The 24,586-nt window shown below is 39.4% G+C and carries 23 protein-coding genes; 15 read left to right on the forward strand and 8 right to left on the reverse strand.

Annotated features, from left to right (window positions below):
* The first annotated feature begins 11 nt into the window (after positions 1-11).
* Positions 12-479, forward strand: coding sequence for a hypothetical protein (locus tag CVS91_RS04435; RefSeq protein ID WP_012140408.1), 468 nt, complete (start codon positions 12-14; stop codon positions 477-479).
* Positions 480-486: 7 nt separating this feature from the next.
* Here CVS91_RS04435 and CVS91_RS04440 read toward each other — a convergent pair whose 3' ends face one another.
* Entirely contained in the window at positions 487-1,125 is a 639-nt protein-coding gene (locus CVS91_RS04440) for a Crp/Fnr family transcriptional regulator (RefSeq protein WP_107830592.1), read from the reverse strand.
* Between the two features lie 149 nt (positions 1,126-1,274).
* Entirely contained in the window at positions 1,275-1,688 is a 414-nt protein-coding gene (locus tag CVS91_RS04445) for an acyl-CoA thioesterase (RefSeq protein WP_012140406.1), read from the reverse strand.
* 90 nt (positions 1,689-1,778) lie between these two features.
* Between CVS91_RS04445 and ciaB the strand changes: the two genes are divergently transcribed.
* Together ciaB and CVS91_RS04455 are read left to right on the forward strand one after the other, a co-directional pair.
* Positions 1,779-3,623, forward strand: a complete 1,845-nt coding sequence (gene ciaB, locus CVS91_RS04450) for an invasion protein CiaB (protein WP_107830594.1) — start codon at positions 1,779-1,781, stop codon at positions 3,621-3,623.
* A 790-nt stretch (positions 3,624-4,413) separates the two neighbouring features.
* A complete protein-coding gene (locus CVS91_RS04455) occupies positions 4,414-5,949 on the forward strand; it encodes a putative bifunctional diguanylate cyclase/phosphodiesterase (protein ID WP_234409664.1) in 1,536 nt (511 codons plus the stop codon).
* 139 nt (positions 5,950-6,088) lie between these two features.
* Here the strand turns inward: CVS91_RS04455 and CVS91_RS04460 are convergent, their stop codons facing one another.
* Positions 6,089-6,628 (reverse strand): hypothetical protein, encoded by a 540-nt coding sequence (locus tag CVS91_RS04460; RefSeq protein WP_107830596.1) that lies wholly within the window; start codon positions 6,626-6,628, stop codon positions 6,089-6,091.
* Positions 6,629-6,693: 65 nt separating this feature from the next.
* Here CVS91_RS04460 and CVS91_RS04465 point away from each other — a divergent pair, with 65 nt between their 5' ends.
* Entirely contained in the window at positions 6,694-9,069 is a 2,376-nt protein-coding gene (locus CVS91_RS04465; RefSeq protein ID WP_107830598.1) for a putative bifunctional diguanylate cyclase/phosphodiesterase, read from the forward strand.
* On the opposite strand, the gene CVS91_RS04470 is transcribed toward CVS91_RS04465, so the two are convergent.
* Positions 9,066-9,254, reverse strand: a complete 189-nt coding sequence (locus CVS91_RS04470) for a hypothetical protein (protein WP_002940779.1) — start codon at positions 9,252-9,254, stop codon at positions 9,066-9,068. The genes CVS91_RS04465 and CVS91_RS04470 overlap by 4 nt on opposite strands.
* A 129-nt stretch (positions 9,255-9,383) precedes the next feature.
* Between CVS91_RS04470 and CVS91_RS04475 the strand changes: the two genes are divergently transcribed.
* Positions 9,384-10,079 carry a dUTP diphosphatase gene (locus CVS91_RS04475; RefSeq protein WP_009294967.1) on the forward strand — a complete coding sequence of 232 codons (696 nt, stop codon included), beginning with the start codon at positions 9,384-9,386 and terminating at the stop codon, positions 10,077-10,079.
* The gene (locus CVS91_RS04480; RefSeq protein ID WP_107830600.1) at positions 10,076-10,816 is read left to right on the forward strand and encodes an EI24 domain-containing protein; all 741 of its coding nucleotides are present in this window, start codon (positions 10,076-10,078) and stop codon (positions 10,814-10,816) included. The genes CVS91_RS04475 and CVS91_RS04480 overlap by 4 nt, the downstream gene beginning before the upstream one ends.
* Before the next feature lie 19 nt (positions 10,817-10,835).
* On the opposite strand, the gene CVS91_RS04485 is transcribed toward CVS91_RS04480, so the two are convergent.
* A complete protein-coding gene (locus tag CVS91_RS04485) occupies positions 10,836-11,357 on the reverse strand; it encodes an ATP/GTP-binding protein (protein WP_107830602.1) in 522 nt (173 codons plus the stop codon).
* Between the two features lie 84 nt (positions 11,358-11,441).
* On the opposite strand from CVS91_RS04485, the gene CVS91_RS04490 reads away from it, so the two are divergent.
* From CVS91_RS04490 to CVS91_RS04510, 5 genes are all read left to right on the forward strand, one after another.
* On the forward strand, positions 11,442-11,810 hold the full coding sequence (locus CVS91_RS04490; protein ID WP_199906232.1) for an L-arabinose ABC transporter: 369 nt from the start codon (positions 11,442-11,444) through the stop codon (positions 11,808-11,810).
* Positions 11,811-12,251, forward strand: coding sequence for a hypothetical protein (locus CVS91_RS04495; RefSeq protein WP_107830604.1), 441 nt, complete (start codon positions 11,811-11,813; stop codon positions 12,249-12,251). It begins immediately after the preceding gene.
* A 119-nt stretch (positions 12,252-12,370) separates the two neighbouring features.
* Positions 12,371-12,940, forward strand: a complete 570-nt coding sequence (locus CVS91_RS04500) for a LemA family protein (protein WP_234409665.1) — start codon at positions 12,371-12,373, stop codon at positions 12,938-12,940.
* Positions 12,940-13,776 (forward strand): TPM domain-containing protein, encoded by an 837-nt coding sequence (locus tag CVS91_RS04505; protein WP_107830608.1) that lies wholly within the window; start codon positions 12,940-12,942, stop codon positions 13,774-13,776. Before CVS91_RS04500 ends, CVS91_RS04505 begins: the two co-directional genes overlap by 1 nt.
* Before the next feature lie 706 nt (positions 13,777-14,482).
* Positions 14,483-15,166, forward strand: a complete 684-nt coding sequence (locus CVS91_RS04510) for an ABC transporter substrate-binding protein (protein ID WP_107830610.1) — start codon at positions 14,483-14,485, stop codon at positions 15,164-15,166.
* Between the two features lie 76 nt (positions 15,167-15,242).
* Here CVS91_RS04510 and CVS91_RS04515 read toward each other — a convergent pair whose 3' ends face one another.
* The 3 genes from CVS91_RS04515 to CVS91_RS04520 all read right to left on the reverse strand — a co-directional run bounded on the left by CVS91_RS04515 (position 15,243) and on the right by CVS91_RS04520 (position 17,714).
* Positions 15,243-16,292: a polysaccharide lyase family 1 protein gene (locus CVS91_RS04515; protein ID WP_234409666.1), complete on the reverse strand. Its 1,050-nt coding sequence runs from the start codon at positions 16,290-16,292 to the stop codon at positions 15,243-15,245.
* 25 nt (positions 16,293-16,317) lie between these two features.
* Entirely contained in the window at positions 16,318-16,494 is a 177-nt protein-coding gene (locus CVS91_RS10445; RefSeq protein ID WP_234409667.1) for a hypothetical protein, read from the reverse strand.
* Between the two features lie 122 nt (positions 16,495-16,616).
* Positions 16,617-17,714 carry a CinA family protein gene (locus CVS91_RS04520; RefSeq protein ID WP_107830612.1) on the reverse strand — a complete coding sequence of 366 codons (1,098 nt, stop codon included), beginning with the start codon at positions 17,712-17,714 and terminating at the stop codon, positions 16,617-16,619.
* 96 nt (positions 17,715-17,810) lie between these two features.
* On the opposite strand from CVS91_RS04520, the gene ileS reads away from it, so the two are divergent.
* From ileS to metX, 4 genes are all read left to right on the forward strand, one after another.
* Positions 17,811-20,567 carry an isoleucine--tRNA ligase gene (gene ileS, locus CVS91_RS04525; protein WP_107830614.1) on the forward strand — a complete coding sequence of 919 codons (2,757 nt, stop codon included), beginning with the start codon at positions 17,811-17,813 and terminating at the stop codon, positions 20,565-20,567.
* 99 nt (positions 20,568-20,666) lie between these two features.
* Positions 20,667-22,025 (forward strand): Asp-tRNA(Asn)/Glu-tRNA(Gln) amidotransferase subunit GatA, encoded by a 1,359-nt coding sequence (gatA, locus tag CVS91_RS04530; RefSeq protein ID WP_107830616.1) that lies wholly within the window; start codon positions 20,667-20,669, stop codon positions 22,023-22,025.
* Positions 22,026-22,029: 4 nt separating this feature from the next.
* Positions 22,030-23,478, forward strand: a complete 1,449-nt coding sequence (guaB, locus tag CVS91_RS04535) for an IMP dehydrogenase (protein WP_103611664.1) — start codon at positions 22,030-22,032, stop codon at positions 23,476-23,478.
* Positions 23,478-24,584 carry a homoserine O-acetyltransferase MetX gene (metX, locus tag CVS91_RS04540; protein ID WP_107830618.1) on the forward strand — a complete coding sequence of 369 codons (1,107 nt, stop codon included), beginning with the start codon at positions 23,478-23,480 and terminating at the stop codon, positions 24,582-24,584. The genes guaB and metX overlap by 1 nt, the downstream gene beginning before the upstream one ends.
* Positions 24,585-24,586 lie beyond the last annotated feature (2 nt).

The following is a 24,586-nucleotide window of genomic DNA, read 5'->3' on the forward strand; positions in this document are numbered from 1 at the left end:
AAAGGGCAAAAATGATAACCAAAGAGAGTAAAAAAGATGTTTTTTGGGCGCTAGCCTTTGGGCTTGGGCTATTTGTTTTTAGCGTCGCTAGCTACTTTTATCTTGATCTTGGCACGCCCTCTCTTTTTGGTATCATCGTTGGCGCCATTTCAACCTTTTTTTGCGTGAGAAAGATATTGCAAAACAACTTTTTTGAGATAGATGATGATGGATTTGTCATCACAAAAGGCTCAAAAAATATCAAATTTTTCTTCAAAGATATCGATGAGATCGCCATTAAGAGCTTTGGCGATAAGAAAAAGGTCGATGCGTTAAGTGTTAAATTTAGAAAAAATCGCCTCGATAGAGATGCGTGTTTTGGCCTAGTGCAGGCACTTGGTGATGATATGATCGTTATTTTTGACAGATATGAGCTTTCGCAATTCACACTTTCAAAAGAGCTTCGAGATAGGCTAGCTAAATTTAAGGATAGGGCGTAAAAGCTTTTTAATTCGTGTAACTTTCAAGTTTTTCGTGGTCGATGATGAGAAATTCGTGCGGTGTGATCTTTCTGATGATGTCGTCTTTGATAAGCTCATTAAAGGCTGTTGAGGCGCTTTGGCGCTTGAGACCAACAAAGCTTGAGAGCACTTTTAGAGAAAACGGCAAAAATACATATCGGTAGCCATTTTGTTTTAGATCTTGCTCATTTGCAAGCTCGATCAAGAAATTTGCGATCCTGCCCTTTGCGTCCTCAAAGAGTATCGACTTTGTGATCTGGCGCTGCACTATGATGGTGTTTAGAGTGGTTGTTAGGATCTCGCTTGCAGCTTTTTGATTGTGTAAAATTTCACCTATTTTATCCAGCCTAATGACGTAAATTTGGGCATCTTCAAGCACTTCAAAGGCGCAGTTGTCATCGAGTATGGCGATGTTGTTTTTTTCTAAATGATAAAGGATAAATTCCTCACCATCTTCAAAAAATGAGAGCTTTGCTGAGCCGCTTTTTAAGATGATGATCTCGATATCTTCGGTGTAGATCGTGCTTGTTTTTGACAGCTCTTTAAACTCAAATTTCTCCAGCTCATCTTGTGTCAAGATATCTAAAATATGCGTTTGTAAAAGCCCTAAGCGTGATTTTTTCATCTTTCTCCCAAAAAAGTGTAAGGGCTGATTTTACTTTATAAAGCATTTAAATAAGTTGAAATTTCTCTTTTTTGAAGTTACTTTTTTTCAAACTCTTTTAAAAATAGTGATAAATTTAGGGGTTTGGTTGCATAAATCGCAACCAAATTTTAAAAGCCGTGGAGCTTTTTTAGCTTCTCATCTATAGGTTTTTTAAGTCCATCTTTTGTCACACTGACATAGGTCGCAGTTGCACTCGTGACATGTATAGTCTCTCTAAAACCGCCGTCATTTAGCCTAAGTGCAGTTACTTCTATCTGCGTTGTTATCGATGTTTTGCCAACTGCGATGATCTTTGCATAGCAGCTTAGCACGTCGCCAACAAAGACTGGTTGTTTGAATATGATCTCTTTCATCGAAATTGTCACAACTCGCTCAGGTGAAATTTCTCTAGCTGCCTGAGCACCTGCAAGGTCGATCTGACTCATTATCCAGCCGCCAAAGATATTGCCAGCTGAGTTTGTATCTTTTGGTAGCATCACTTGCTTGATGCGTGGCTCGCCAAAGTCCTTTAAAATGTCCATTTTTTGCCTTTTAGATTTTAAATTTTTGGTAAATTGTAGCAAATTTTAATGGCTTTATGCTAAAATCCTGCAACTTTAAGGGATGAAAAGATGAATGATTTTAAAAGACTAAACGAACTTACAAAAGAGCAAAAATCCAAGCTAAACGCGATTTATAAAAATTTAGATGACAAGATCATAACTGAAGCTGTGAAAATTTGCGGCCTTACTGGCACACCAAGCCAAAAACTAGCCCTTGCTAGAAGGATAGTTGATCTTAAAGTTGATCCGCTTCAAAATGAGCTAAAAAAGCTAAATTTAGGCGAGGACGAGCAAAAACGCGTGCTAAATTTGATCTATGGCTACGTTAGAAATTTATATGAAAATTTACACGCCGAGCTTATAAAAAAGGCACGTGATGAGCAAATTTTAGACCCGTTCTATCAAGCCTTTGTAGAGGCTATGCACGAGCTTGGGCTTAGTCTAAATGCGTGGCAAATTTCATGGCAAGATAAGATAATAGACACCACAAATAAAGAGTTTGAAGCTAAATTTAAAGATTTAGGCGAGGCAAATGAGTTCATCACTAAAAACGGCTTGTTTCAGTGCGATAGTAATGGCGTAAGAGCTGATAGAACGTATGGCGCAGTTTGCAAAGAGGGCGAGAAATTTAGCTTTTTGCCTTACGCGCTTGCCTTTAAAGATGAGGTTAGAGAGCTTAAAAAAGTATTTGTAAAAAATCTTGAAATTTTAAGAAATTTAGCCCAAAATGACGAGCAAAAATCTTATGTAAAATACCTTGAAAAGCTACAAAACGCCTTTTGCGAAGAGGATAATGCAAAGGTGATAAACGCTTGGCAAGAGGCTGAGATAGCGTGGATGGATGTAAAAGGCGCGCTTCAGCCAGGCCATCCGCTGGAGTACTACGAGGATGCCTACACGCACGCAGTCGCACTTGAGTGGGATATCAGGCTGGTTGATAGCGAGGGCATTGATGAGCTTAAATTTAAAGAAAAAGTGACAAAAACCTACGAGAGCGTCTGCGAAAAGATCAAATTTGATAACGCCGCGACAAACAAGGCAGTTAGCGAAAATATCGCTAGAACGCAGCTTTATATAAGTGTGCCGATGATCTATTATGGGGCTGAACTAAACGGGCTTTTTAGCGCTCAGGTCGTGCCAAATGATGAGAGCGTGAGCGCAAAATGTGGCAAGAAAATTTTTGCCTTTGTAAATCACGTCTATGAGGGTGCAAAAGCAAAGCCTTTTATGAAGCTTGGGGCTGAAATTTTTAGCAAGGAATTTTTGGATTTTGGTAGGGAAATTTTATTTTTAAAGCCAAAAATTTGGAAAAAAGTATATGAAATTTCAACGATCGGCCATGAGTTTGGGCACATTTTATTTATCGGACTTGATACTGAGATGAGTATGAATAAAAGTGGCGTCTTTAAATTTATAGAAGAGTATAAGGCGACGACTGGCGGACTAGTAAATTTCTTCTTGCACGAAGAGGCGGAGTATAAAATGGCTGTCTTTCATGAGCTGATAGCTCGCGCGGTTGGGCTTATCGCGTGGCGAAAGGTCGATGAGGTGAGGGCTTATTATTGCGAGGGGCTCATACATCTTAGCTTGCTTTTTAGGGCTGGAGTGCTTAAATTTGACGACAAACTAAGCGTGGATATGAGCGAGCAAGCTTACGCTAAATTTAAAGAAATTTGCTTGCAAAACTACTTCGATCTAGCGCAAACATACGCCAAAAAAGATGATGCGAACACGTTTTTGGAGAAATTTTGCCAAAAAGATGAGCAAAGCTATCTGCCAAAAGACGAAGAGTGCAAGAAATTTGTTGAGCATTTTTACGCTAGGTACGAGGCTATCGGCAACGACGTCGATGATAGTGGCGAGTGGCAAAGGTGGCAAAAGCTAGCCCAGGAAGCGGAGAGTGGCCGTGCTTGATAGAGTGACAAATTTTCACAACGGCTCATTTTTATTTATATTTGCCCTGATTATTGCTTACTTTTTTGCTATTTATCTGGGAGATCAGCTGCTTTTAAGTGGTGCTTCTATTGCTGTGGATGCGGCAATAGCTATCTTCTTTTTTATTGCATTAAAAAGAGCTGGGGTTTTAAATTCGTATTGGATATATGCTCTTCTTGCTCTTGGATTTTGGGTAGCGGCTGATGTGTTGCTGATGTTTTACGATAGATTAAATTTTGTTAGTAAAAATGTCTCTAGTAGAACATTTATGCAAATTTTATTTTTGGTTCCGTTTTTGATGTTTTTTATATCTTTTGTTGGACTTTTTACTGGTAGTCTTAAAAAAGTTTCATGGCAGCAATTAATTGCTGATGCTTTAGTTATTATTTTTATCGTTTCAAGCTTTCTTTGGTTCTCTGTTTTTCATATGAGCTTTAATGTGGCTTTTGATAAAAAATATTTACTAAATCTTGCATATATATCCATAGATACGCTTTTGCTTTGTGCGGTTTTTACCACTTTCTTTTTATTGAGATCAAGGAAAAGGCACAGAGGCTTATTTTTGTATCTACTAGCCATTTTGTTTATATGCGGTTGCGATGCATATTACTCAATTAGACCTTATTTTGGTCTTGATGGTGCAGATATTCATTATGAGAGTTTATTTAAAATTGCATTTTTTATTATATTTTTAGCAAGCCTACATTTGATAGAAAATGAAGCAAATATTAAAATAAGATTATTTAGGCGAGATTCCCAAAGAGTTCTATTGGAAAAAAACGCATTTTTGCTTATACTTTGTTGTATTACATTAGGCGCTGCAAAGACCGATCAGATATACTCATCGTGGATTGTATTTTTGCTTATGACCTTACTAATATACTCTGCGATAACTTACAACATATCTTATTCGCAAAGGATAAAAAGACTATCCCTTGAAGAAAAAACAATAATAAAAAAACTAGATATAGAGATCCAAGATAGCTTAAAAGAGCTTGAAGAGAAAAACGAGCGCTTAAGGCAGCTTAGCGAATTTGACTCACTCACTGGGCTTTTAAATAGACAGTCATTTTTAAGCAAACTATCAGAGATGATAAAGACCAAAGCGCTTGGCGAAAAGATAGATATTTATAGCATCGACATCAACCACTTTAAGGCTATAAACGACTCATACGGCCACTACGTGGGCGATGAGGTGCTTTTGAAATTTTCTAAAAATATCAAAGCGATCTTGCCAGAGGGTGCTATCATCTCAAGGTTTGGCGGTGATGACTTTATGATAGTTTTAAAGCAAAAAAATGAAGGGCATTATAGAGAATTTTTATACTATCTGCTAAACATCATAGCCGAGCAAATCTCAGTTGGCGACTATAAGATAGCTCTTGGGGCAAAGGTTGGCGTTAGCTCAACACAAACAAGCGAAATTTTAGCCGATGATCTTATCATGCAAGCTGGAGCCGCACTTGATGCAGCCAAAAGAGATGTCAATACAAAATATGTCTTTTACGATGATATAAAAGAGATCATTCAGGAGAAAAACTACATAGAAATTTTGCTAAATTCTATGAATTTTGATGAGGAATTTAGCCTAAATTTCCAGCCGCAGTATCTGCTAAATGGTAAAAAGATAATAGGCGCTGAGGCGTTAATTAGATGGAACTCTCCAGTAAAAGGCTTTGTAAGTCCGGCTAAATTTATCCCAGTAGCCGAGCAAAGCTCAATTATAAATACAATAGGAATATGGGTGGCAAAAGAGGCCATAAGGCAGATGAGCTACTGGAACAAAAAGTATGGTATCAGCCTAAAAGTTGGCATCAATATCTCGCCAAAACAGGTTGATAATGTAAATTTTGCATCGGATATCTTTGGCTATGTTGAAGAATTTGGCATAGACCCAAAGTGCGTTGATATCGAGCTTACAGAGGCAAGTCTCGTCAATGCCGAAGAGATCATGCAAACAGTCTTAAAGAAATTTTCAGATAAGGGCATGAGCATCTCCATTGATGACTTTGGCACTGGCTTTTCATCGATGAACTACATCAAAAAGTATCCACTAGATAGGCTAAAGATCGCAAAAGAGTTAGTTGATAACATCGCTACAAACGAGATAGATAGAGACGTCGTAAAGAGCGTTATAACTCTAGCTAAAAATATCGGGCTAAAAACGATCGCTGAGGGTGTTGAAGATGAAACTCAGCTTGAAATTTTAAGAGAGCTAGGCTGCGATGAGATACAAGGTTATTTCTGGGGTAAGCCGATGAACGCTAAAGACTTTGAAGAGCTCATAAGAAGCACATTGGACTAATGTAAATTTAAATTTTAGAGTTAGATTTGATTGATATTTAAGTGCCTAAAACTTCTGTCTAAAAAACAGAAGTTTTTCACAGGTTTTTCACGAGGTTAATAACTTTTTAAGAAAATTTTTTATGAATTTGTATGGGTTTTTAGCTCATAACGCTTTTGTAGTCTAAATTTTCAAAAAGCAGTAGCTCTTTTTTGCTCTCTTTTATAAGTGCTTTTACTAGCTCTGAGGTTTCTTTATTTTTTGGCAAGACAAGATGAATTTTTTCATTTATAAAGATGATAAAGATATTTTTAAGCTCGTAAATTTCACTTACATCTTTTATGTCAAAAATTTCATTTTCTTTTGGCTCATTTTCATAAAATGCCAAATTTTTCTCATTTACTTCAAAGATCATCTCTTTTTTAAAGTCTGAAATTTCTAAGCTTTTTAGCGCCGCTATTCGTCTATTTTTTAAAAAAATTGGATAAAAAATGATCCAAAAAATAGCAAAAATAGTGCCAATAATAGTAAAAATTTTGGTTTTTAAGAGCATATCAGCGATAAATCCAGCTATAATGGCCTCCGTAAAAATCATAAAAACATTTATAAAATACTGTTTTCTAGCCTTTTTTGAGAAAAATAGATTAAATGCTTGGTAGTCTATTAAATTTTCTCCAGATAAGACGATGTTATGCTTCATAAATAAACCTTAATGAAAAAATTGTAAAATTATAACTAAAAATAGGGTTTGAAACAGAATAAACAATGGAGAGAAACATTTTTTTTACGTCAAATTCGTCACTTATCGTAAGACAAAAACAAATTTTCTATGCCGTTATAGCTCTTTTTATATTTTCTCAGTTTGCCGGCATTTTAAACTATAAAATTTTTGAAAATTTGTTGATATTTTTGGGCTTTGTTTTTGTGGTTCTTGGCATCTACATCTCTATGAACAGATCGAAGCTTAAAGTCATCCACTGGCTTGCTGTATGCTTTGGAGTCTTTATCTGGGCTATTATTGATGCCATTAGAAGCGTCAATGAAGACTTTTTTTTAAGAAGTAAAGAGCAAATTTCTTATCTTGATTTTTTTGATCTGCTCCCTATGTTTTTGCTTTTGGTTGCTGTTGGCATATTTTTTATTAATAAGATTAAGGCGCTTCCAAAAAGAAAATGGAAACAGATTTTATCCGATAGTTTTAATGTTTTTTTATTAGTTTGCATTCTTACTTATTGTATGGTTGGGGATATTGGCTATCTCAAAGAATTTATACTTTCAAAAAATATAAACAACATCGTTTTTAGTCTTGCTTTTTTTATAAATTTACTAATTTTATTTATAACGCTTAGTGAAATTTTTACAAGCACTACTTTTGGACTTAAATATAGTGGCTTTTATTTCATTGTGGGAAGCGTGATTTTTACACTACTAAATTTATATGTTTTTTATAATGGTTTTTTATTTAATGACTTTAAAGTTAGATTTCATTCGCTGTATCTTGTTCCTTTTATTATTTTAATGGTTGGAAGTTTTTATCTAAAAGGTAAAAACAAAGATATAAATATGGAAAATGTTGGTGTTGGTTTTGTGTCAAAATTGATACCAATGACTTCAGCTTTTTTACTTTTGATAAAAGGCGACATAGATGCCACATCTGACCTATTGGCTTTGGTTACCATTGTTATTGGCGCTATTTTGGGCTATTATTGTAGAGCTTCTAATGAAAGTGATGAAGCATATGAGGCCGAACGTCTTTTACATGATATAAAAAATAAAGAAAAGCGTAATAAGATGGTTGAGCTAGAGATCATGAATTTAAGCTTAGAAAATGTATCTGAAAAGGACTATCTCACATCTTTTGATAATAGAGACTCTTTACTAAATAAGCTAGATGAGATGTGTAAAGCCATAGAAGAAGAACAAGAGATTGTAGTTTATTATATAAATATAAGCCGTTTTAAAAATATAAACACATCCTATGGTCACGGAATCGGCGATAAAATTTTAAAAATAGTGGCAAAGCGCATACGTGAAGCGTGTAATAGACAAGAATTTATAGCGAGGATAGGTGCTGACGAGTTTATCGTGCTTTCAAATATGGAAGAAAATAGCCACACTAAGCGTATGAAATTTGGCTTGGAGCTACGAGAGACGATAGAAAAGTCTATGCAAGTAGATAAATATCACTTTTATCTTAAAAGTATCATAGGAATTTATGTTGTAAATAGAAAAAATATCACTGAACCTAGAGATATCATCAAAAGAGCTGATATGGCGATGTATTATGCCAAGAATAATCCAGCTTTAAACCCTATGGTTTATAATAAAGATATAGATAGGGAAACATATAGAAATTCAGCTATCGAAATAGCTCTTAAAGGAGCAAATTTGCAAGAGGACTTTGAAATCTACTTTCAGCCTATTGTTGATATGGAAAATCAAAAGATATCTTGCGCAGAAGCACTTTTGAGATGGCATTCAAAAGAATTTGGCTTAAAAGAGGCTGGCGAGTTTATGGAGATAGCTAGTTTAAATAGTGAAATTTTAAACGAAATTTGCACTCTTGCTGTCCTAAAATCAATAGAACAAGTCGTATCGTGGAGACAAAAGGGTATAAAGATACCAAAGATAAGTATAAATGTAGATCAGATACAAAGCACATCTGAAAAATTTGTAAGCGCCTTTATACTTGCTTTAAATTCACATCATTTAAATCCAAAGCAGTTTGAACTCGAATTTAGTGAAAGTATATGGCAAAACGATAATGAAACGCTTGATAAAATTTTCTCACTTTTGGAGAAAAATAGCATAGATGTTTGTATAGATGACTTTGGATCTGGATATACGTCATTTGTCTATATCAGAAAGTATAAGATCGATCGCATAAAGATAGCAAATGACTTTGTTGCTCAGTCGGTGATCAACAAAAAAGATATGCAAGTAGTCGCTGCTATCATAAATATAGCAAAATCAATGAAGCTAAAAGTGACAGCAAAAGGCGTGGAAAGCCACGAGATAAAAGAGCTTTTAAAAGAGCTTAATTGTAATGAAATGCAAGGATATTTCTTATCTCGTCCAATGAGTGCGGAGGAGTTTGAGAATTCTTTAAGGCAGAATTCTCACATGGTGGCTGATATTTAAATTTCAGCCTTTATCTCTTCGTTTGATTTTACGACCATGCCTGAGCCATGTATCACGCTTGGGATACAGCTTGTGCAGATATCAACCTCTTCGCCGTTTTTGTGAGCGTGGATGAAAACTGCATTTTTATCATCGCTGCTTTTTAGTCCGCAAACGTTGCAAACTACTAGATCTTTCTCTCTCATCTTTTCTCCTTTGAAATTTTGGGTGATTTTACATCTTGTAAGCTTGCATTAAGATGATTTGGGTCAAGCTTGTCGCTTAAGCATTAATTGTTTTTTGTTATAATCATTTAAAATTTAAAAGGTTTAAAAATGGATGAAAGAACTATTGTTTTAGAGATGTTAAAGATGCAACAAAGCCTAAATGACGAGACAAACGGGCTTGGTTGGGAAAATGGCTATACAAATAAAAACAAACTCATAAGCTGGAGGCGCTGCATATATATGGAGTGCGCTGAGCTCATTGATAGCTTTGCTTGGAAGCACTGGAAGAGCATAGATGCTAAGACTGATGAGCAAAATTTACGCATTGAGGTTGTCGATATCTGGCACTTTATAATGAGCCTAGCGCTACAAATTTACAAGGCAAAACAGCTTGGCGATGTTGAGACATTAGCTGATGATATCTGTCAGTCAAGTGGCTTTAGTGACTATTGCAAAGAGCCATTAAAGGTCGAAGATGAGAGCATTTATGAGATCATGAACGACGTTGAGATGCTCATACATGAGTGCAGCGGCTTTGACTATGATATCTTTGATATCTTTAAAATTTATTTCTCAATGTCTTTAAAATGTGGCGTAAATTTATACTCGCTTTATGAGTGCTACATCGCTAAAAATGTGCTAAATCGCTTCCGCCAAAATAACGGCTACAAAGAGGGAAGTTATAAGAAAATTTGGAACGGACGCGAAGATAACGAGGTAATGAGCGAAATTTTATCAAATGGCGTTAGTAAGATAGATGAAATTTACGCCGCACTTGAGCGTGAGTACAAAAAGGTAAAATGATAAATCTTCTTCGCCTTGGCTTTAAAGACTTTTTCACAGCCAAATTTATAACGCTATCTATATTGCCGCTTTTTCTTAGCATCGCAAGCCTTGCGTGGCTTACGATCTGGGGAGGCGGCGAGATATTTGACCTTTTAAGCGATGGCGCTAAAAACGAGAATTTTGCCTTTTTGGAGACAAACTCGACGCTATCTTTTATAGCTATTAAAATTTTAAGCTTTAGCGCTACAAAGTGGATAGTTAGCATACTTTTTTACGTTTTAAGCACCTTTTTAACGATCATCATTAGCATCGTGATCGCCCTAATCGTAGCTGGATTTTTAACGCCAGTTGTAGCTAAAGAGATAAACAAAAGGCACTACAACTACGTGTTTAAAAGCGAGGCTAGCACGGCTAGAGTGCTAAAAGTTATGACGGTTGAGATCATGAAATTTCTTGGGATCTTGCTCGTTTGCTTGCCACTTTTGTTTGTGCCATTTGTAAATTTTTTCATCATCAACGTGCCGTTTTTTTACATCTACTATAAGCTTTTACTAATAGACGTCGGCTCAAACACGCTTGATAGTGATAAATTTGAGCTAGCACTACTTGAAGGTGGCGGGATAAAATTTATTGCTTTTACACTTTTATTTTATCTCATCTCGCTTGTGCCGCTTGTGGGATTATTTTTTCAGCTTTATTTCGTGATAGTCTTGTCGCACCTCTTTTATCAAAGAGAGGCGCTAGTTAAAATTTAGAGCCAAAAAAGCTCTAAATTTAAGCGTAATAAGATACTTTTTTGCTCTCATCAAGCAAGGTATCAAATAACCTTTTTGTCGCACTTAGTAGATTTTTATTAGCGTCATTTTTAGCTAAAAGTTCGTCAAACATCTTTAGCATATTGTCATTTATGAAATTTTTGTGATTTAGGTCTTTTGGCTCAGGCAACATCTGCTTGATCTTGTTTGAAAGATCACTTATGCTTTGGCTGCTACCTGCGATCTTGTCGCCCTCTTTGACGTTTTTCATAAATTCATCAACTTGCGGGCGAATTTGCTTCATCGCCTCTTCGATCTCTTTCATATCCTGCTCGTCTATGCCGTTTCCTTTATATAAAAACTCATAGCCGTATTCGTGCGTTAAAGTTAGGCTTTTTTGACTTGAAGTGCCATTTTTCTGGCTAGAAAACTCCAAACTTTTGTTGTCATACATAGAAAAGCTTATCTCATCGCCTGAGCTAGTTTTCATCGAAAAGCTCATGTTGTTGTAGCTTCCTTGAGAGTAAAAATTTGTTTGCATTTTTAAATCCTTTTGAGGCTAAATCGGCAAAATTTTAATTTCATAAAGCAAAATTTTGTAAAATGCGTCAAAAAAGGACGGGCGATGTGTTGTTTTGGGACTAGGGTTTTTTTACTGATGCTTATAACTGTTTTAAGCTTTGTTTTTGCTAGGCTTTGGCCTGTTTTGCCAGTCGTTGGCTACTACTTTATACTTGCAAATTTGCTTGCTATTTTAATGTTTTCACTATTTTTTAAAGGGCTTTTGCCAAGCTTCGTAAAAGTAAAAGCGATCCACTATTTTTCGCTCATCGGCGGCTTTTTGGGAGCATTTTTTACGATGCTTGTTTTTAAAAAAGTGGCAAAGGATAAATTTAATCTTACCGAGCTCATCATCTTTTTGATCTGGGTTGTTATCTTGCTTGTTGTTATCTTTAAATTTCAAGATATTTTAGAGATTTTTAGGGGAATTTAGATGGACGAGCGGATAGTTAAATTTCTAAAAAAGATGCACCTTGCAAGTGTCTGCGTCATTGATGAAGATGGGCAGCCTTACGCTTTTAGCGCATTTTACGCCTTTGATGAGATAAGCTTTAGTCTTTTACTGGCTAGCTCGCACGAGAGCTCACATATCAAATTTTTAAAAAACTCAAAGCTCGTTGCTGGCACCATCGCTCTTGATACGAAGATCGTTGGCAAGATAGAGGGTGTGCAGTTTCAAGGGGTGATGAGAGAGGCTAGCGCAAGCGAGCGAGAAATTTACTTTAAAAGATTTTTTTATGCAAAAGCGATGGATCCAAAAATTTGGTCTATAAGCCTTGAAAAGGTTAAATTTACGAGCAATACTCTAGGCTTTGGCAAGAAAATTTTTTGGCAAAATAATAGATCTAAACAGACCTATAACCCCCAAAAGTGAGTGCCATTTAAGCACTCACTTCACTTACCTAACTTCAAATTTACATCATTTTTTAAGCCTTATTTTACTAATATCACCCCTGTTAAAGGAGAAGACATGAAAAATTAATAGCCATCCTTGTGGTCATCGCAGCACTTGTTTTTGGCGCATTTAAATACGCAAATTCGTTTGTAGTGCTTGACGAAAACACGAACGAAAAGTGGTCACAGGTGCTAAATCAATATAAAAGAAGGGCCGATCTCGTGCCAAATTTAGTTGAGACCGTAAAAGGCTACGCAGCCCACGAGCAAAAGGTCTTTGAAGACGTGGCAAATGCAAGAAGCAAGAGCATGCAAGTAAGCATCGACGCAAGCAGCCTTAGCGACGAGGCAAAGGTTAAAGAATTTATGGCAGCTCAAGGTCAGCTAGGCTCTGCGCTTGGCAGGCTAATGGCAGTTAGCGAGAGCTACCCAGAGCTAAAAGCAAATCAAAATTTCCTCTCACTCCAAAGCCAGCTTGAAGGCACAGAAAACCGCATAAGCGTAGCAAGACGCGACTACATCGAGGCTGTAAAAGAGTATAACGTAGCTCTTAGAAGCTTTCCTGGTAAATTTATAGCCAGCATCTTTCATCCAGAGATGAAGCCAAAGCAAGGCATCGAAGTTAGCAGCGAAGACATGAAAAATCCAAAATTTTCATTTGAGAAGTGATGAAAAAAGCTCTTGCTCTTTTGCTCTTTGCATTTTGCTTTTGTTTTGCTCTAAATTTCAATGAGCAGATCAACGATGAGGCTCATATTTTTTCACAAAATGAAAGAGATGAGCTTTTAAGCTTAGTGCAAAATTTCGAGCAAAATAGCACCACGCAAATCGCCATAGTGACTTTAAATTCGCTTGAAAGCAGGAGCATCGAAGAGCTATCGCTCGAGATAGCTAGAGGCTACAAACTAGGTCAAAAAGAAGATAACAACGGCGTGCTTTTGGTGGTCGCTCCAAATGAGAAAAAGGTCCGCATCGAGGTTGGATACGGGCTTGAAGGTGTGCTAACTGATGCCGTAGCAAGCCAGATCATAAATAGCGTGATGATACCTGAGTTTAAAAATGGCAAGATGAGCGAAGGCGTGAAAGAGGGCGTTTTGGCGATCATAAAAGTGGCTAGCGGCGAGGAATTTAGTAGCAAATCCGGCCTTAGCGACTTGCCATTTGGCGTCTTTGCCTTTTTTGCTGGCATGCTCTCTTGTTTTGCCTCTGTGATCTTTGGCAAATTTTTTATGCGAACTGGCTTTAGCGCGTGCTTTGCTGGACTTGTATCAACCGCACTTGAGCAGGGATTTGGCGTGCAAAACTATTTTATCATCTTTGGCGCTTTTGCTTTTATATTCGCGGTATTTTTCTTTATTTTAAAAGACGTTCTTAAGAGAAATAGCCAAGGTGGCTCTTTACCAATGGGTTTTAGACGCGATAATTCAGACTCAAATGGTGGCGGTCGCTCAAGTGGCAGAGGAGGCGGATTTAGTGGCGGAGGCGGAGCTAGCGGCAGCTGGTGAAATTTGCCTGCCTTAGAAGTAAATTTTACTACCCTTTGTAAATTTTAAAACCTTACTCACTCGCCTTAGCAACTTACTAAATTTAGGGCTCATAAATATTCGCCACTAAATTTAGAAGCATGATATGCTCGCTCATAAATTTTAAAATTTGTCAAACACTTGCCCTATAATAAAACGCATGCAGTGCGAAGCACCATTGCATGCCCCTCTAACGTTGTAGGGGTTAGGGGATTGTTAAGGGGGAAGGGAGCTCTTTTGCTTCGCAAGCTCACAACTGCAAGCAGAGCGTAATTCAAGCCTCTTCCCCCTTAACAAAGAAATAAACATTTAAATTTAATTAGATTGCTTTGCAAATTTTAAAATTCCATTCACTCGCAAGAATTGACTACTAAAATTTGGCTTCGCTTACCGCTTAGCTCAAATTTTAGAGCCGAAATTACTCGCTCATGAAATTTTGAAATTTGCGCGAATTTATCTGGCGTAAAAACACATGCGGCACGATAGTGCTTATCGCATGCACTTCTAACGTGCGAGGGGATTTAGGGATCTAAAGGGAGATAAGGGGACGGCTTCGTAATTCAAGTCCCCTTGTCTCCCTTTTTTGGATAAAAATTTACAAACTGAGAAGTTATTTCAAAGATTTTAGACCAGATATTTGCATATAAAAGCTAAATTTCTTAAAATATGCCAAAAATTAGGAGCAAAAATGCTATCAGGCGATCTACTTAAAAGCCATTTTGCTAAATTTGATCTAGCGGCGATGCTTAGTGAGTTTTTTGAGCAAAGTCATTTTGGCAAAGAAAAATTTCAAGCACTTAGGCGAGATGGCTTTAAAAGCTTAGATAAGAGCCAAAGAGAAGAGCTTCTTAAAATAGCAGGCTTTAAAGCGCATATTGACGCGAAATTTCAGGGCTTTTTGCGTGAGCTGATGCAAAGCAAGATCCTCGTTGTAAGCGGCGCGGAGTATAAATTTAGTGAGCTTGAAATTTACACCTGCTTTGATGCAAACACCTACAAAAGATCGTGCGAAGCAGGCGAAATTTACTTTCACAACTTTGGTTTTGACATCTCTTTTAAGAGCGAGCCAGCGCTTTATGGCGGCATCTTGGTAAGGAGTTTAAAGCCATTAAATGAGCGAAATTTCATCTTTGGACCAAGAAAATGCGCCTTACATATCTTAAATAGCAAAATAAGTAATTTAAATTTTGATCTAAAAGAGGTTGATTTTAGAGATGATGAGGTTGTTTTTACGCCAAGGATTAGATCGTTTAAAGATGAGAGCGAGCTTCAAAATGACGCTTTAAGGGCGGTTAGTGGCGAGTTTAGAGGGGCGCTTACAAGCACAAAAGAGTATAAAAAAAGAGTTGAAAATGCCTATAAAAAGGGGTGAAATTTATCTTTTTATCGGCTTTGAGGCTGAGAAATTTAGCCCCAAGCGTTTTGGCTAGCTCGGGGCTTTGGTGATATTATTTTATGACGGCTAGTTTGCCAGTGCCAGCGTTTTGATTTACCTCGTTTTGGACGTTTGAAGCTTCGAGGAGCTCAAATTTATATGGAGGCTCAAATGGCGGCTTGGTTAGCTTTTCGCAAACGCTGCCTTTTTTAGAAAGGTCTATGTTGCCGCTTTCAAAAATGGTGCCTTTGTTACATTTGTAGCTTATCTTGACGCCATTTGTAAAGTAGTTGTTTTGAGCATATACTAGCGAGCCAAAGCGCACGCCAATGGCGTATTTTTGGTCATAAAAGCCATCTTTTGAGTCGTAAAAGTTGTTATAGACATGCACCTTTGCATTGCGTGCCATAGGTAGGCGTTGCGCGCAGTTATTAAAAATGTTATGAGCGACCGTTATCGTCCTTGTTTCGCTGCTGCCGTCCGAGTCTCTTGAGCCTATTAGCATCGTTTTGTCGTGGTTTTCAAAGATGTTGTGCGAGATCGTGATAGCCGCACTATCCCCCTTGATGTCGCATAGTCCGTCATAAGTTTGCCATTTAGTAAGCTCTCCGCCTGCTAAATGCACATGGCTAAGATCCACAGTGTCCTTAAAATGGCAGTGATCTACCCAGATGTTTTTACTTGAATCTATACTAACGCCGTCATATTGCGCGTTAAAGCCATCATTTTTTTGTACATCTGGAAATGGATCAAAAGCATCTTCGATCAGCATGTTGCGGATCGCGATATTTTGGACATTTTTTAGCAAAAATGAGCCACCTTTTATGCCTGAGTTTTCGCCTAGGCCGATTATCGTGGTATTGCTAGCTACCGGCACTAAGATGAGCTTTTTGTATTCGTTGGCTAAATTTTTGCGAAGCGCTGCTAGCTTTGGATCTTGTGAACCATCTAAATTTGCATGGCACGAAGCGCCGTAAGCCTGCATAAATTTGGTATAAGTGTCAAACTCGCCACCGCTAATCTCACTTATAAATTTATCCAGCCCCAAGCTATTGCCATTTTGCGGGATCTTGCCTTCGCTAAGGTCTATGAGCCCATCCACATAGATGACGTAACCACCCATTTGAGCGTATTTTACGAGTTCTTGTCTATGCTTTTACTATGACTTCTTTACTCTCTTTGCCGGCGTATCCGCCAAAATTTTGCTCCGCACCAATGCTAGCGTAGCCAAAAGGCGAGTCACTTGCTTTTATCTCGCCCGCTTGTGCCTCAGCGCCAAATGCAAATAACGCACTAATGGCGAGTAACAATATCTTTTTAAACATCTTTAGCCTCCTAAATTTGGCTTTTTATTCTTGATATTTTATTGTAAATATCACCGCTGGATTTTATTTTAGCTCATTAAATTTAGTGTAAGCCTTTTATAAATTTTCAGTAAAGGCAAAATTTATGCGAAAAATATCTCGCTTTTTAGCCGAAGCAAACATAGATAGGCGCTTAGCACGCTTTGCTCTCTTACGTAGTTGCGCTCTCCTTTTAAAAGTAGCCTCTCAACCTCGATGTTGCCGTTTCTATCGCCAGCTGCGACATATACTGTGCCAACTGGCTTGCTAGCTGTGCCACCACCTGGCCCTGCTATACCGCTAACAGCAAGCGCAAAGTCCGCATTTGTCGTGCTTAGCGTGCCTTTTACCATCGCTTTTACGCAAGGCTCGCTCACGGCTCCATAAGTATCTAAAATCTCATCCTCAACACCCAGCCACTCGTGTTTTATGTGATTTGCATAAGTTACCAAGGAGCCATCAAAGCTAGCCGAGATGCCGCCATATCTTGCAAATTTAGCCGCCGCAAGCCCAGCCGTGCAAGACTCAGCAAATGAAATTTTAAGCCCCTTTTGCATGAGCCTTTTTGCTACAAATTTGATCACATCTTTTTGCGGGATAAATTTTTGCGAAAATAGCGTTTTTACCCCTTGTAAAAAGCTCTCGATCTGGCCAAATTTATTGCTTTTTGCCCTTACTAGTATCAAATTTGGCAGGATCTGCGCAAGAGTGATATCGACCTCATAAGTTTTAGCAAGTGGCAGCATAAGGATTTTCGCGCTATCAGCGTCGATGTCTATTAGATGAAAGTAGCTAAAATCAGGCTCATACTCGGTTAGAAACTCGCCTAGTTCTTCATTTGGATTAGCTTTTATGAGATTTATCTGGGCGTTATTTAGGCTGGCTAAAAAGCTATTTTTAGAGTAGTCTAAGCTATCTTTAAGTGCAAGTGTCGTGCTATCTTTTAGCTCAAGCGAGCCCCCAGTTAGCGTAGCTACGATCTTTGCGGCGATGGCAAAATTTTCATCTGAGCCAAAAATGCTTACAAAGTCGTAATCTTTTGATAAATTTTCGATGATAAAAGGTAGCTCTTTGCTGTTTTTTGGAGCAAAACTGACCACCCCAAGCTCGCCAAAATGATCCTCATAGCTTTGAAAAATGTAGTTTAGAAATTCTCTATTTATCTCAAGATCTTCGCCTATTATCAAGATACTTTGTCTCATTTTTAAGCTCCTTTTTTTTGCCTCATTATACTATTTTTCAGTGTGATTTAACCAGCACAGGTGTAAAATTAGCAAATTTTAAAATCAAGGTAAAAAATGGACTACAAAGAGACACTTTTACTCCCAGAGACAAATTTCCCGATGCGCGGAAATCTCCCACAAAATGAACCACAAAGACTAAAATCATGGTACGAAGAGCGCAAGGTTTATGAAAAAATGAAGAAAAATCGCCAAAATGCGGTTAAAAACTTCAACATTCACGACGGCCCTCCGTATGCAAACGGCCACCTCCACATCGGCCACGCGTTAAATAAAATTTTAAAAGATATCATCACAAAAACGCACTATTTTTACGGCGAAAACGTCCGCTACGTGCCAGGCTGGGACTGCCACGGCTTGCCGATCGAGCAGCAAGTCGAAGTAAAGCTTGGTGATAAGAAAAAAGAGCTTAGCAAGGTCGAGATCAGGGAGCTTTGTAGACAGCATGCGAGAGAATTTATAGACATTCAGCGAAATGAATTTAAAAGCCTTGGCATCATCGGCGACTTTGAAAATCCATACATGACGATGAAATTTGAGTTTGAGGCTGACATCTACAAAGCACTTTGCGAGATCGCTAAAAAGGGGCTTTTGGTTGAAAGAAGCAAGCCAGTTTATTGGAGCTGGGCAGCTAGATCGGCGCTAGCTGAAGCTGAGGTCGAGTACGAGGAGAAAGAGGACTACTCTATTTACGTAGCATTTGAGCTTGATAGCGACGCGCTAGAAAAGCTTGGCGTAAAAGAGGCAAGCGCTGTCATCTGGACGACCACGCCTTGGACACTTCCAACAAATCAAGCCATAAGCCTAAAACCAGATGAAATTTATGTGCTAACGGCTGAAAATTTGATATTCGCAAAGCCACTACTTGAAAGCGTTGTGCAAAGCGGCCTAAGCAAGGGCGAGATCAAAAAAGAGTTTAAATCAAGCCTGCTTGAAAACACTCACGCGGTAAATCCACTAAACGGCAGAAAGTCTAAATTTTTACTAGGCGATCACGTCATGATGGATGGGGGTACTGGACTTGTTCATACAGCTCCAGGTCACGGCGAAGACGACTACTACGTATGTTTGAAATATGGCTTTAGTGAAATTTTGATGCCAGTTGATGACGGTGGCTGCTACGATGAGAGTATAAAACATCACGGACTATTTAGAAGCGACGTGGTAGACGAGTTTGTCGGCATGCACATCTTTAAAGCAAATGAGAAAATTTTAGAGCTACTTGGCAAAAATTTACTTAGCGTCTCTAAATTTAGACACTCTTATCCATTTTGCTGGAGAACGCACAAGCCTGTCATTTATAGAGCCACAAAGCAGTGGTTTATAGCTATGGACGAGGCTAAACTAGGTGGAAAAACGCTTAGACAAACAGCGCTAAAAGAGCTTGAAAAGGTTAAATTTTACCCAAGTGTGGGCATAAAAAGAATAGGCTCTATGATAGAAAATCGCCCAGACTGGTGCATCTCTCGTCAGCGTGACTGGGGCGTGCCGATCGCGTTTTTCAGAGATAAAGCGACAAAAGAAGTTATATTTGATAGTGAAATTTTAGACCACATCGCAGGCATCTTTAAAGAAAAAGGCGCTGATGCGTGGTGGGCGCTAAGCATAGACGAGCTTTTACCAAAGGGCTCAAAATACAGGGCTGAAAATTTAGAAAAAGTGATGGATATCCTTGACGTTTGGTTTGATAGCGGCTCGACGTGGCACGCGGTTTTACAAAGCGACAACTACGACGCTGGCAAATACCCTGCAAGCATGTATTTAGAGGGCTCAGATCAGCACCGCGGCTGGTTTCAAAGCTCGCTTCTAGTAAGCACAGCTATAAATTCTCACGCACCTTACGAGAGCATACTAACTCACGGCTTCACAGTCGATGCTAAGGGCGAAAAGATGAGCAAGAGCAAGGGCAACGTTATCGCTCCACAAGACGTGGCTAAGACTCACGGCGTGGAAATTTTACGCCTTTGGGTTGGTATGAGTGATTATTCAAGCGACCTAAAAATAAGCGAAGATATATTAAAACAAATAAGCGAGCAATACCGCAAAATCCGCAACACTATACGCTTTTTACTAGCAAACGTAAATGACCTTGAGAGTCTAAACACAGAGTTTAACATCCTTGATAAATGGATACTAGCGCGCGCTAAAAAGGTCTTTGACGAGGCGAGCGCTTGCTTTAAAAATTATGACTTTTCAAAGGGCTTTAACATCCTTTTAAATTTCCTCTCAGCCGATCTTAGCGGCGTTTATCTTGACGTTTGCAAAGATAGGCTCTACTGCGACTCAAAAGACGCCCCAAGAAGAAGATCAGCTCAAAGTGCGATGGCGATCATCACAAAGGCGCTTTTGCCACTCATCGCTCCAACGCTTACTTACACCGTCGATGAGGTGATGGACTACGCTCCAAAGATCATCAAAGGCGACGCAAAAGATGCGTTTGATCTAGTCTATGAGCCAATCAAATTTGACCTTAGCTTTGAAGATGAGCTGCTTTTTGCCAGCAGGGAGAAATTTAACGAGATCGTGGACGTTCTTAAGAAGGACAAAAAGATAAAATCAACCCTAGAGCTAAGCCTAGAGACTACAAATCACAACATCACAAGCTACGACGAGCGCGAAGTGGCTGATCTTTATATGGTAAGCTCAGTTAGGCCTTATGATGATAGCGAGCCATTAGCCGAGTTTGAGCTAGAGGGCGATAAATTTAAGATCATAGCAAGCAACCTTCACAAATGCCCAAGATGCTGGAAATTTAACGCTAGCAAAGAAGACGCGCTATGTCCAAGATGCGAAGAGGTCATAAGTGCTAAGTGAGCCAGTAAGCGCAACTATCATAGTCGCAACGATCGCTGCGGTGGTCGTTGTTAGCTTGTTTGGCATATTTTTGGTTAATAAATTTAAAGGATAAAAATAGTGGTAACTTTAAAAGAAGCTTTGAAATTTTCAGCTGAAGAGATAAAAAATTTAAGAGCCGAGCTTGAGGCAAAGATCATAAAAGAAAAAGAGCTTGGCGCTTATGTCGAGCAGCTAGTAAATTTAGAGATCGCAAAACTAGGCGAGGGCGTGCCTATCGCTATAAAAGATAACATCCAAGTAAAAGGCTGGAGCGTCACGTGTGCTTCTAAAATTTTACAAGGCTACGTAGCACCTTATAATGCAACAGTTATCGAGAAGCTACTTAGCAAAAATTTAGCTCCATTTGGCCGCACAAATATGGACGAATTTGCGATGGGAAGCACGACTGAGAGTTCATTTTACGGCAAAACACTAAACCCACTAAATCACGCTCACGTCCCAGGTGGCAGTAGCGGTGGCTCAGCAGCAGCAGTCGCAGCTGGCCTTGCAGTAGCCGCACTTGGTAGCGACACTGGTGGCTCGATCCGCCAACCAGCGGCATTTTGCGGATGCGTGGGACTTAAGCCAACTTATGGCAGAGTGAGCAGATATGGCCTTGGCGCCTACTCAAGCAGCCTTGATCAAATAGGGCCGATCGCTCAAAACGTAGAAGATGCAGCCATTTTATATGACGCGATCGCTGGACATGACCCAAAAGATAGCACGAGCGCAGATGTGCCGTTTGTGAGCGTTAGCGACAAGATAGATGGCAACAAAAAGCTAAAAATTTGTGTCATCAAAAACTACGTCGAAAACGCAAGCGAGCAGACAAAAGCTGCTTTAAATTTAGCTATCGAGAAGCTAAAATCACACGGACACAGCGTAACTTACACAAATTTTGAAGACTCAAAATATGACGTCGCAGCCTACTACATCATCGCAACCGCAGAGGCAAGCGCAAACTTAAGCCGCTACGATGGCGTAAGATACGGCAGACGCGCAGATGCTAAAAATTTAAAAGAGCTATATGTAAATTCGCGCTCAGAGGGCTTTGGTGACGAGGTAAAAAGAAGAATTTTACTTGGTACATTCGTACTAAGTAGTGGATATTACGATGCTTACTACATCAAAGCGCAAAAAGCAAGAGCGCATATAAAAGCTCAGTATGAGAAAATTTTAGAAGAAAATGATCTTATTTTTATGCCAGTTGCCCCAAGTACAGCTTATAAATTTGGAGCACACAGTGATCCGCTTCAAGCCTATCTAAGCGACATTTACACGATCAGCGTAAATTTAGCAGGCCTACCAGCTATCTCTGTGCCAGTTGGCAAAGATGATCAAAATTTAAACGTGAGCGCCCAGCTCATCGCAAAAGCGTGGGACGAACAGACCTTGATAAATGGTGCTAAGAGCCTAGAAAATTTAATAAAAGGATAAAAATATGAAGATAGTAAAGAGAGCTTTAACATTTGAGGATGTGCTTCTTGTGCCACAATACTCTGAAATTTTGCCAAAGCAAGTTGATGTAAAAACCAGGATCAGCAAAAACGTCACGCTAAATATCCCGATCGTCTCTGCTGCTATGGATACGGTGACTGAGCATAGAACTGCTATCATGATGGCAAGGCTCGGCGGTATCGGCGTCATTCACAAAAATATGGACGTCGAAAGTCAAGCAAAAGAGGTCAAACGCGTCAAAAAAAGCGAAAGTGGCGTCATCATCGATCCTATCTTTATAAATCCAGAAGCGACCGTGGCTGAAGCTCTAAGCCTTATGTCAGATCTTCATATTTCAGGCGTTCCAGTCATCGACAAAGACCGCAAACTAATAGGAATTTTAACAAACCGCGATTTGAGATTTGAAACAAATATGAGCACTTTGGTAAAAGACCGCATGACAAAAGCACCACTTATCACTGCGCCAAAGGGCTGCACGCTTGATGATGCGGAGAAAATTTTCTCTCAAAACAGGGTTGAGAAGCTACCTATCGTCGATAAAGACGGCAGACTTGACGGACTTATCACCATAAAAGATCTAAAAAAACGTAAAGAGTATCCAAACGCAAACAAAGATAGCTACGGCAGACTTCGCGTGGCTGCGGCTATTGGCGTGGGTCAGATAGATCGCGCTAAAGCGCTAGTTGATGCTGGCGTAGACGTCATCGTCATCGACTCAGCTCATGGCCACTCAAAGGGCATCATCGACACTTTAAAAGAGGTAAAAGCAAATTTTAATGTCGATGTCATAGCTGGCAATATCGCAAACCCAGCAGCCGTAAAAGACCTAGCAGAAGCAGGCGCAGACGGCATAAAAGTGGGCATCGGACCAGGGTCTATTTGTACCACAAGGATCGTTGCTGGCGTTGGTGTGCCTCAAATTTCAGCGATTGACGACTGCGCAAGTGAAGCAGCAAAATACGGCATCCCAGTTATCGCTGACGGCGGTCTAAAATACTCAGGTGACGTGGCAAAAGCCCTTGCAGCAGGTGCTGCTTGCGTTATGGCTGGTAGCTTACTTGCAGGTTGCGAAGAGAGCCCAGGCGAGCTTATAACATTCCAAGGTCGCCAGTACAAAGTATATCGCGGCATGGGTTCAATAGGCGCTATGACAAAGGGTAGCTCGGACCGCTACTTCCAAGAGGGTACCGCTCAAGACAAGCTTGTGCCTGAAGGCATCGAGGGTCGTGTGCCATTTGCTGGCAGCATAAAAGATGTGATCCATCAGCTAATAGGCGGCCTAAGAAGTGCTATGGGTTATGTCGGCGCAAAAGATATCCCAACTCTTCAAGAAAGAGCCGAATTTGTCGAGATAACAAGCGCAGGACTAAAAGAGAGCCACGTCCACGACGTAGTTATCACTCACGAGGCACCAAACTACAAAGTTAATTAGTGTTAGACCTGCAAACTAGAACTATTAAATTTAACGAGCCACTCTATCTTGAGAGTGGCCGTATGCTATCAAATTTCAAGCTTATTTACGAGACTTACGGCACGCTAAATGCTGATAAAAGCAACGTTATCGTGATCTGCCACGCTTTAACTGGCTCGCACCACGCTGCTGGCACATACGCAGGCGATGAGAAAGCTGGCTGGTGGGACGGGCTAATAGGCAGCAAAAAAGCGGTTGATACCGATAAATTTTACGTCATCTGCGTAAATATCCTAGGCTCGTGCTTTGGCTCGACCTCGCCCTTAAGCGTGGATAGAAGTAGCGGCAAAGAGTATCGGCTAAATTTCCCAGTCCTTGCCATAAGCGACGTGGTAAAGGCGCAGATGAGGCTATTTAGCGAGCTTGGCATCACAAGAGCAAGGGCTGTCATCGGCGGCAGTCTTGGCGGTATGCAGGCACTTTGCTACGCTATTGAGTTTCCTGAATTTGCACAAGATATCGTCATGCTTGCAAGCACATATCAAACAAAGCCCTGGGCGATAGCGTTTAACAAAATCGCGATCGAAGCCATTTTAAATGATGAAAATTTTAAAAACGGCGAATATGACGCAGAATTTATAAGAAAAAACGGGCTAAAAGGCATGGCTTACGGCAGGATGGCAGGGCACATCAGCTTTTTAAGCCCTGATAGCATGGATAAAAAATTTGGACGAAACTACGTAGAAACTGACGGCCTTTACGATCTTTTTGGACATTTTCAGGTCGATCGCTACATGGAGTATAACGGCTACAACTTCCCAAAGAGGTTTGACCCACTAAGCTACCTATATATCGTAAAGATGATGAATATCTTTGACTGCACAAGGCACTACGATAGCCTAAAAGACGCCCTTGCGCCGATCAAAGCAAATCTGCATCTAATCGCTTTCAAAGGTGATCTACTCTTTCCGCCAAGCTGCATGAGAGAAATTTATGACGCACTTTGCGAGATGGGGCGAGAAGCAAAGACAAATTTTGTTGAGATAGATAGTAACTACGGCCACGACGCATTTTTGGTCGAGATAGAAAAATTTGATGGATATATAAAAAATATATTAAAAGGATAGAA

The sequence above is a fragment of the Campylobacter concisus genome (assembly GCF_003048985.1).
GTDB lineage: Bacteria > Campylobacterota > Campylobacteria > Campylobacterales > Campylobacteraceae > Campylobacter_A > Campylobacter_A concisus_AY.

Bases quoted from the DNA above. Each gene is read 5' to 3' on its own strand.
- CVS91_RS04475 (WP_009294967.1), top strand. From the start codon at position 9,384: ATGGATGAAAGAACTATTGTTTTAGAGATGTTAAAGATGCAACAAAGC.
- CVS91_RS04460 (WP_107830596.1), bottom strand. From the start codon at position 6,628: ATGAAGCATAACATCGTCTTATCTGGAGAAAATTTAATAGACTACCAA.
- CVS91_RS04505 (WP_107830608.1), top strand. From the start codon at position 12,940: ATGAAAAAAGCTCTTGCTCTTTTGCTCTTTGCATTTTGCTTTTGTTTT.
- CVS91_RS04520 (WP_107830612.1), bottom strand. From the start codon at position 17,714: ATGAGACAAAGTATCTTGATAATAGGCGAAGATCTTGAGATAAATAGA.
- CVS91_RS04510 (WP_107830610.1), top strand. From the start codon at position 14,483: ATGCTATCAGGCGATCTACTTAAAAGCCATTTTGCTAAATTTGATCTA.
- CVS91_RS04480 (WP_107830600.1), top strand. From the start codon at position 10,076: ATGATAAATCTTCTTCGCCTTGGCTTTAAAGACTTTTTCACAGCCAAA.
- CVS91_RS04445 (WP_012140406.1), bottom strand. From the start codon at position 1,688: ATGGACATTTTAAAGGACTTTGGCGAGCCACGCATCAAGCAAGTGATG.
- CVS91_RS04515 (WP_234409666.1), bottom strand. From the start codon at position 16,292: ATGGGTGGTTACGTCATCTATGTGGATGGGCTCATAGACCTTAGCGAA.
- ileS (WP_107830614.1), top strand. From the start codon at position 17,811: ATGGACTACAAAGAGACACTTTTACTCCCAGAGACAAATTTCCCGATG.
- guaB (WP_103611664.1), top strand. From the start codon at position 22,030: ATGAAGATAGTAAAGAGAGCTTTAACATTTGAGGATGTGCTTCTTGTG.
- CVS91_RS04495 (WP_107830604.1), top strand. From the start codon at position 11,811: ATGGACGAGCGGATAGTTAAATTTCTAAAAAAGATGCACCTTGCAAGT.
- CVS91_RS04490 (WP_199906232.1), top strand. From the start codon at position 11,442: ATGTGTTGTTTTGGGACTAGGGTTTTTTTACTGATGCTTATAACTGTT.
- CVS91_RS04465 (WP_107830598.1), top strand. From the start codon at position 6,694: ATGGAGAGAAACATTTTTTTTACGTCAAATTCGTCACTTATCGTAAGA.
- ciaB (WP_107830594.1), top strand. From the start codon at position 1,779: ATGAATGATTTTAAAAGACTAAACGAACTTACAAAAGAGCAAAAATCC.
- CVS91_RS10445 (WP_234409667.1), bottom strand. From the start codon at position 16,494: ATGTTTAAAAAGATATTGTTACTCGCCATTAGTGCGTTATTTGCATTT.
- CVS91_RS04440 (WP_107830592.1), bottom strand. From the start codon at position 1,125: ATGAAAAAATCACGCTTAGGGCTTTTACAAACGCATATTTTAGATATC.
- CVS91_RS04485 (WP_107830602.1), bottom strand. From the start codon at position 11,357: ATGCAAACAAATTTTTACTCTCAAGGAAGCTACAACAACATGAGCTTT.
- CVS91_RS04470 (WP_002940779.1), bottom strand. From the start codon at position 9,254: ATGAGAGAGAAAGATCTAGTAGTTTGCAACGTTTGCGGACTAAAAAGC.
- CVS91_RS04435 (WP_012140408.1), top strand. From the start codon at position 12: ATGATAACCAAAGAGAGTAAAAAAGATGTTTTTTGGGCGCTAGCCTTT.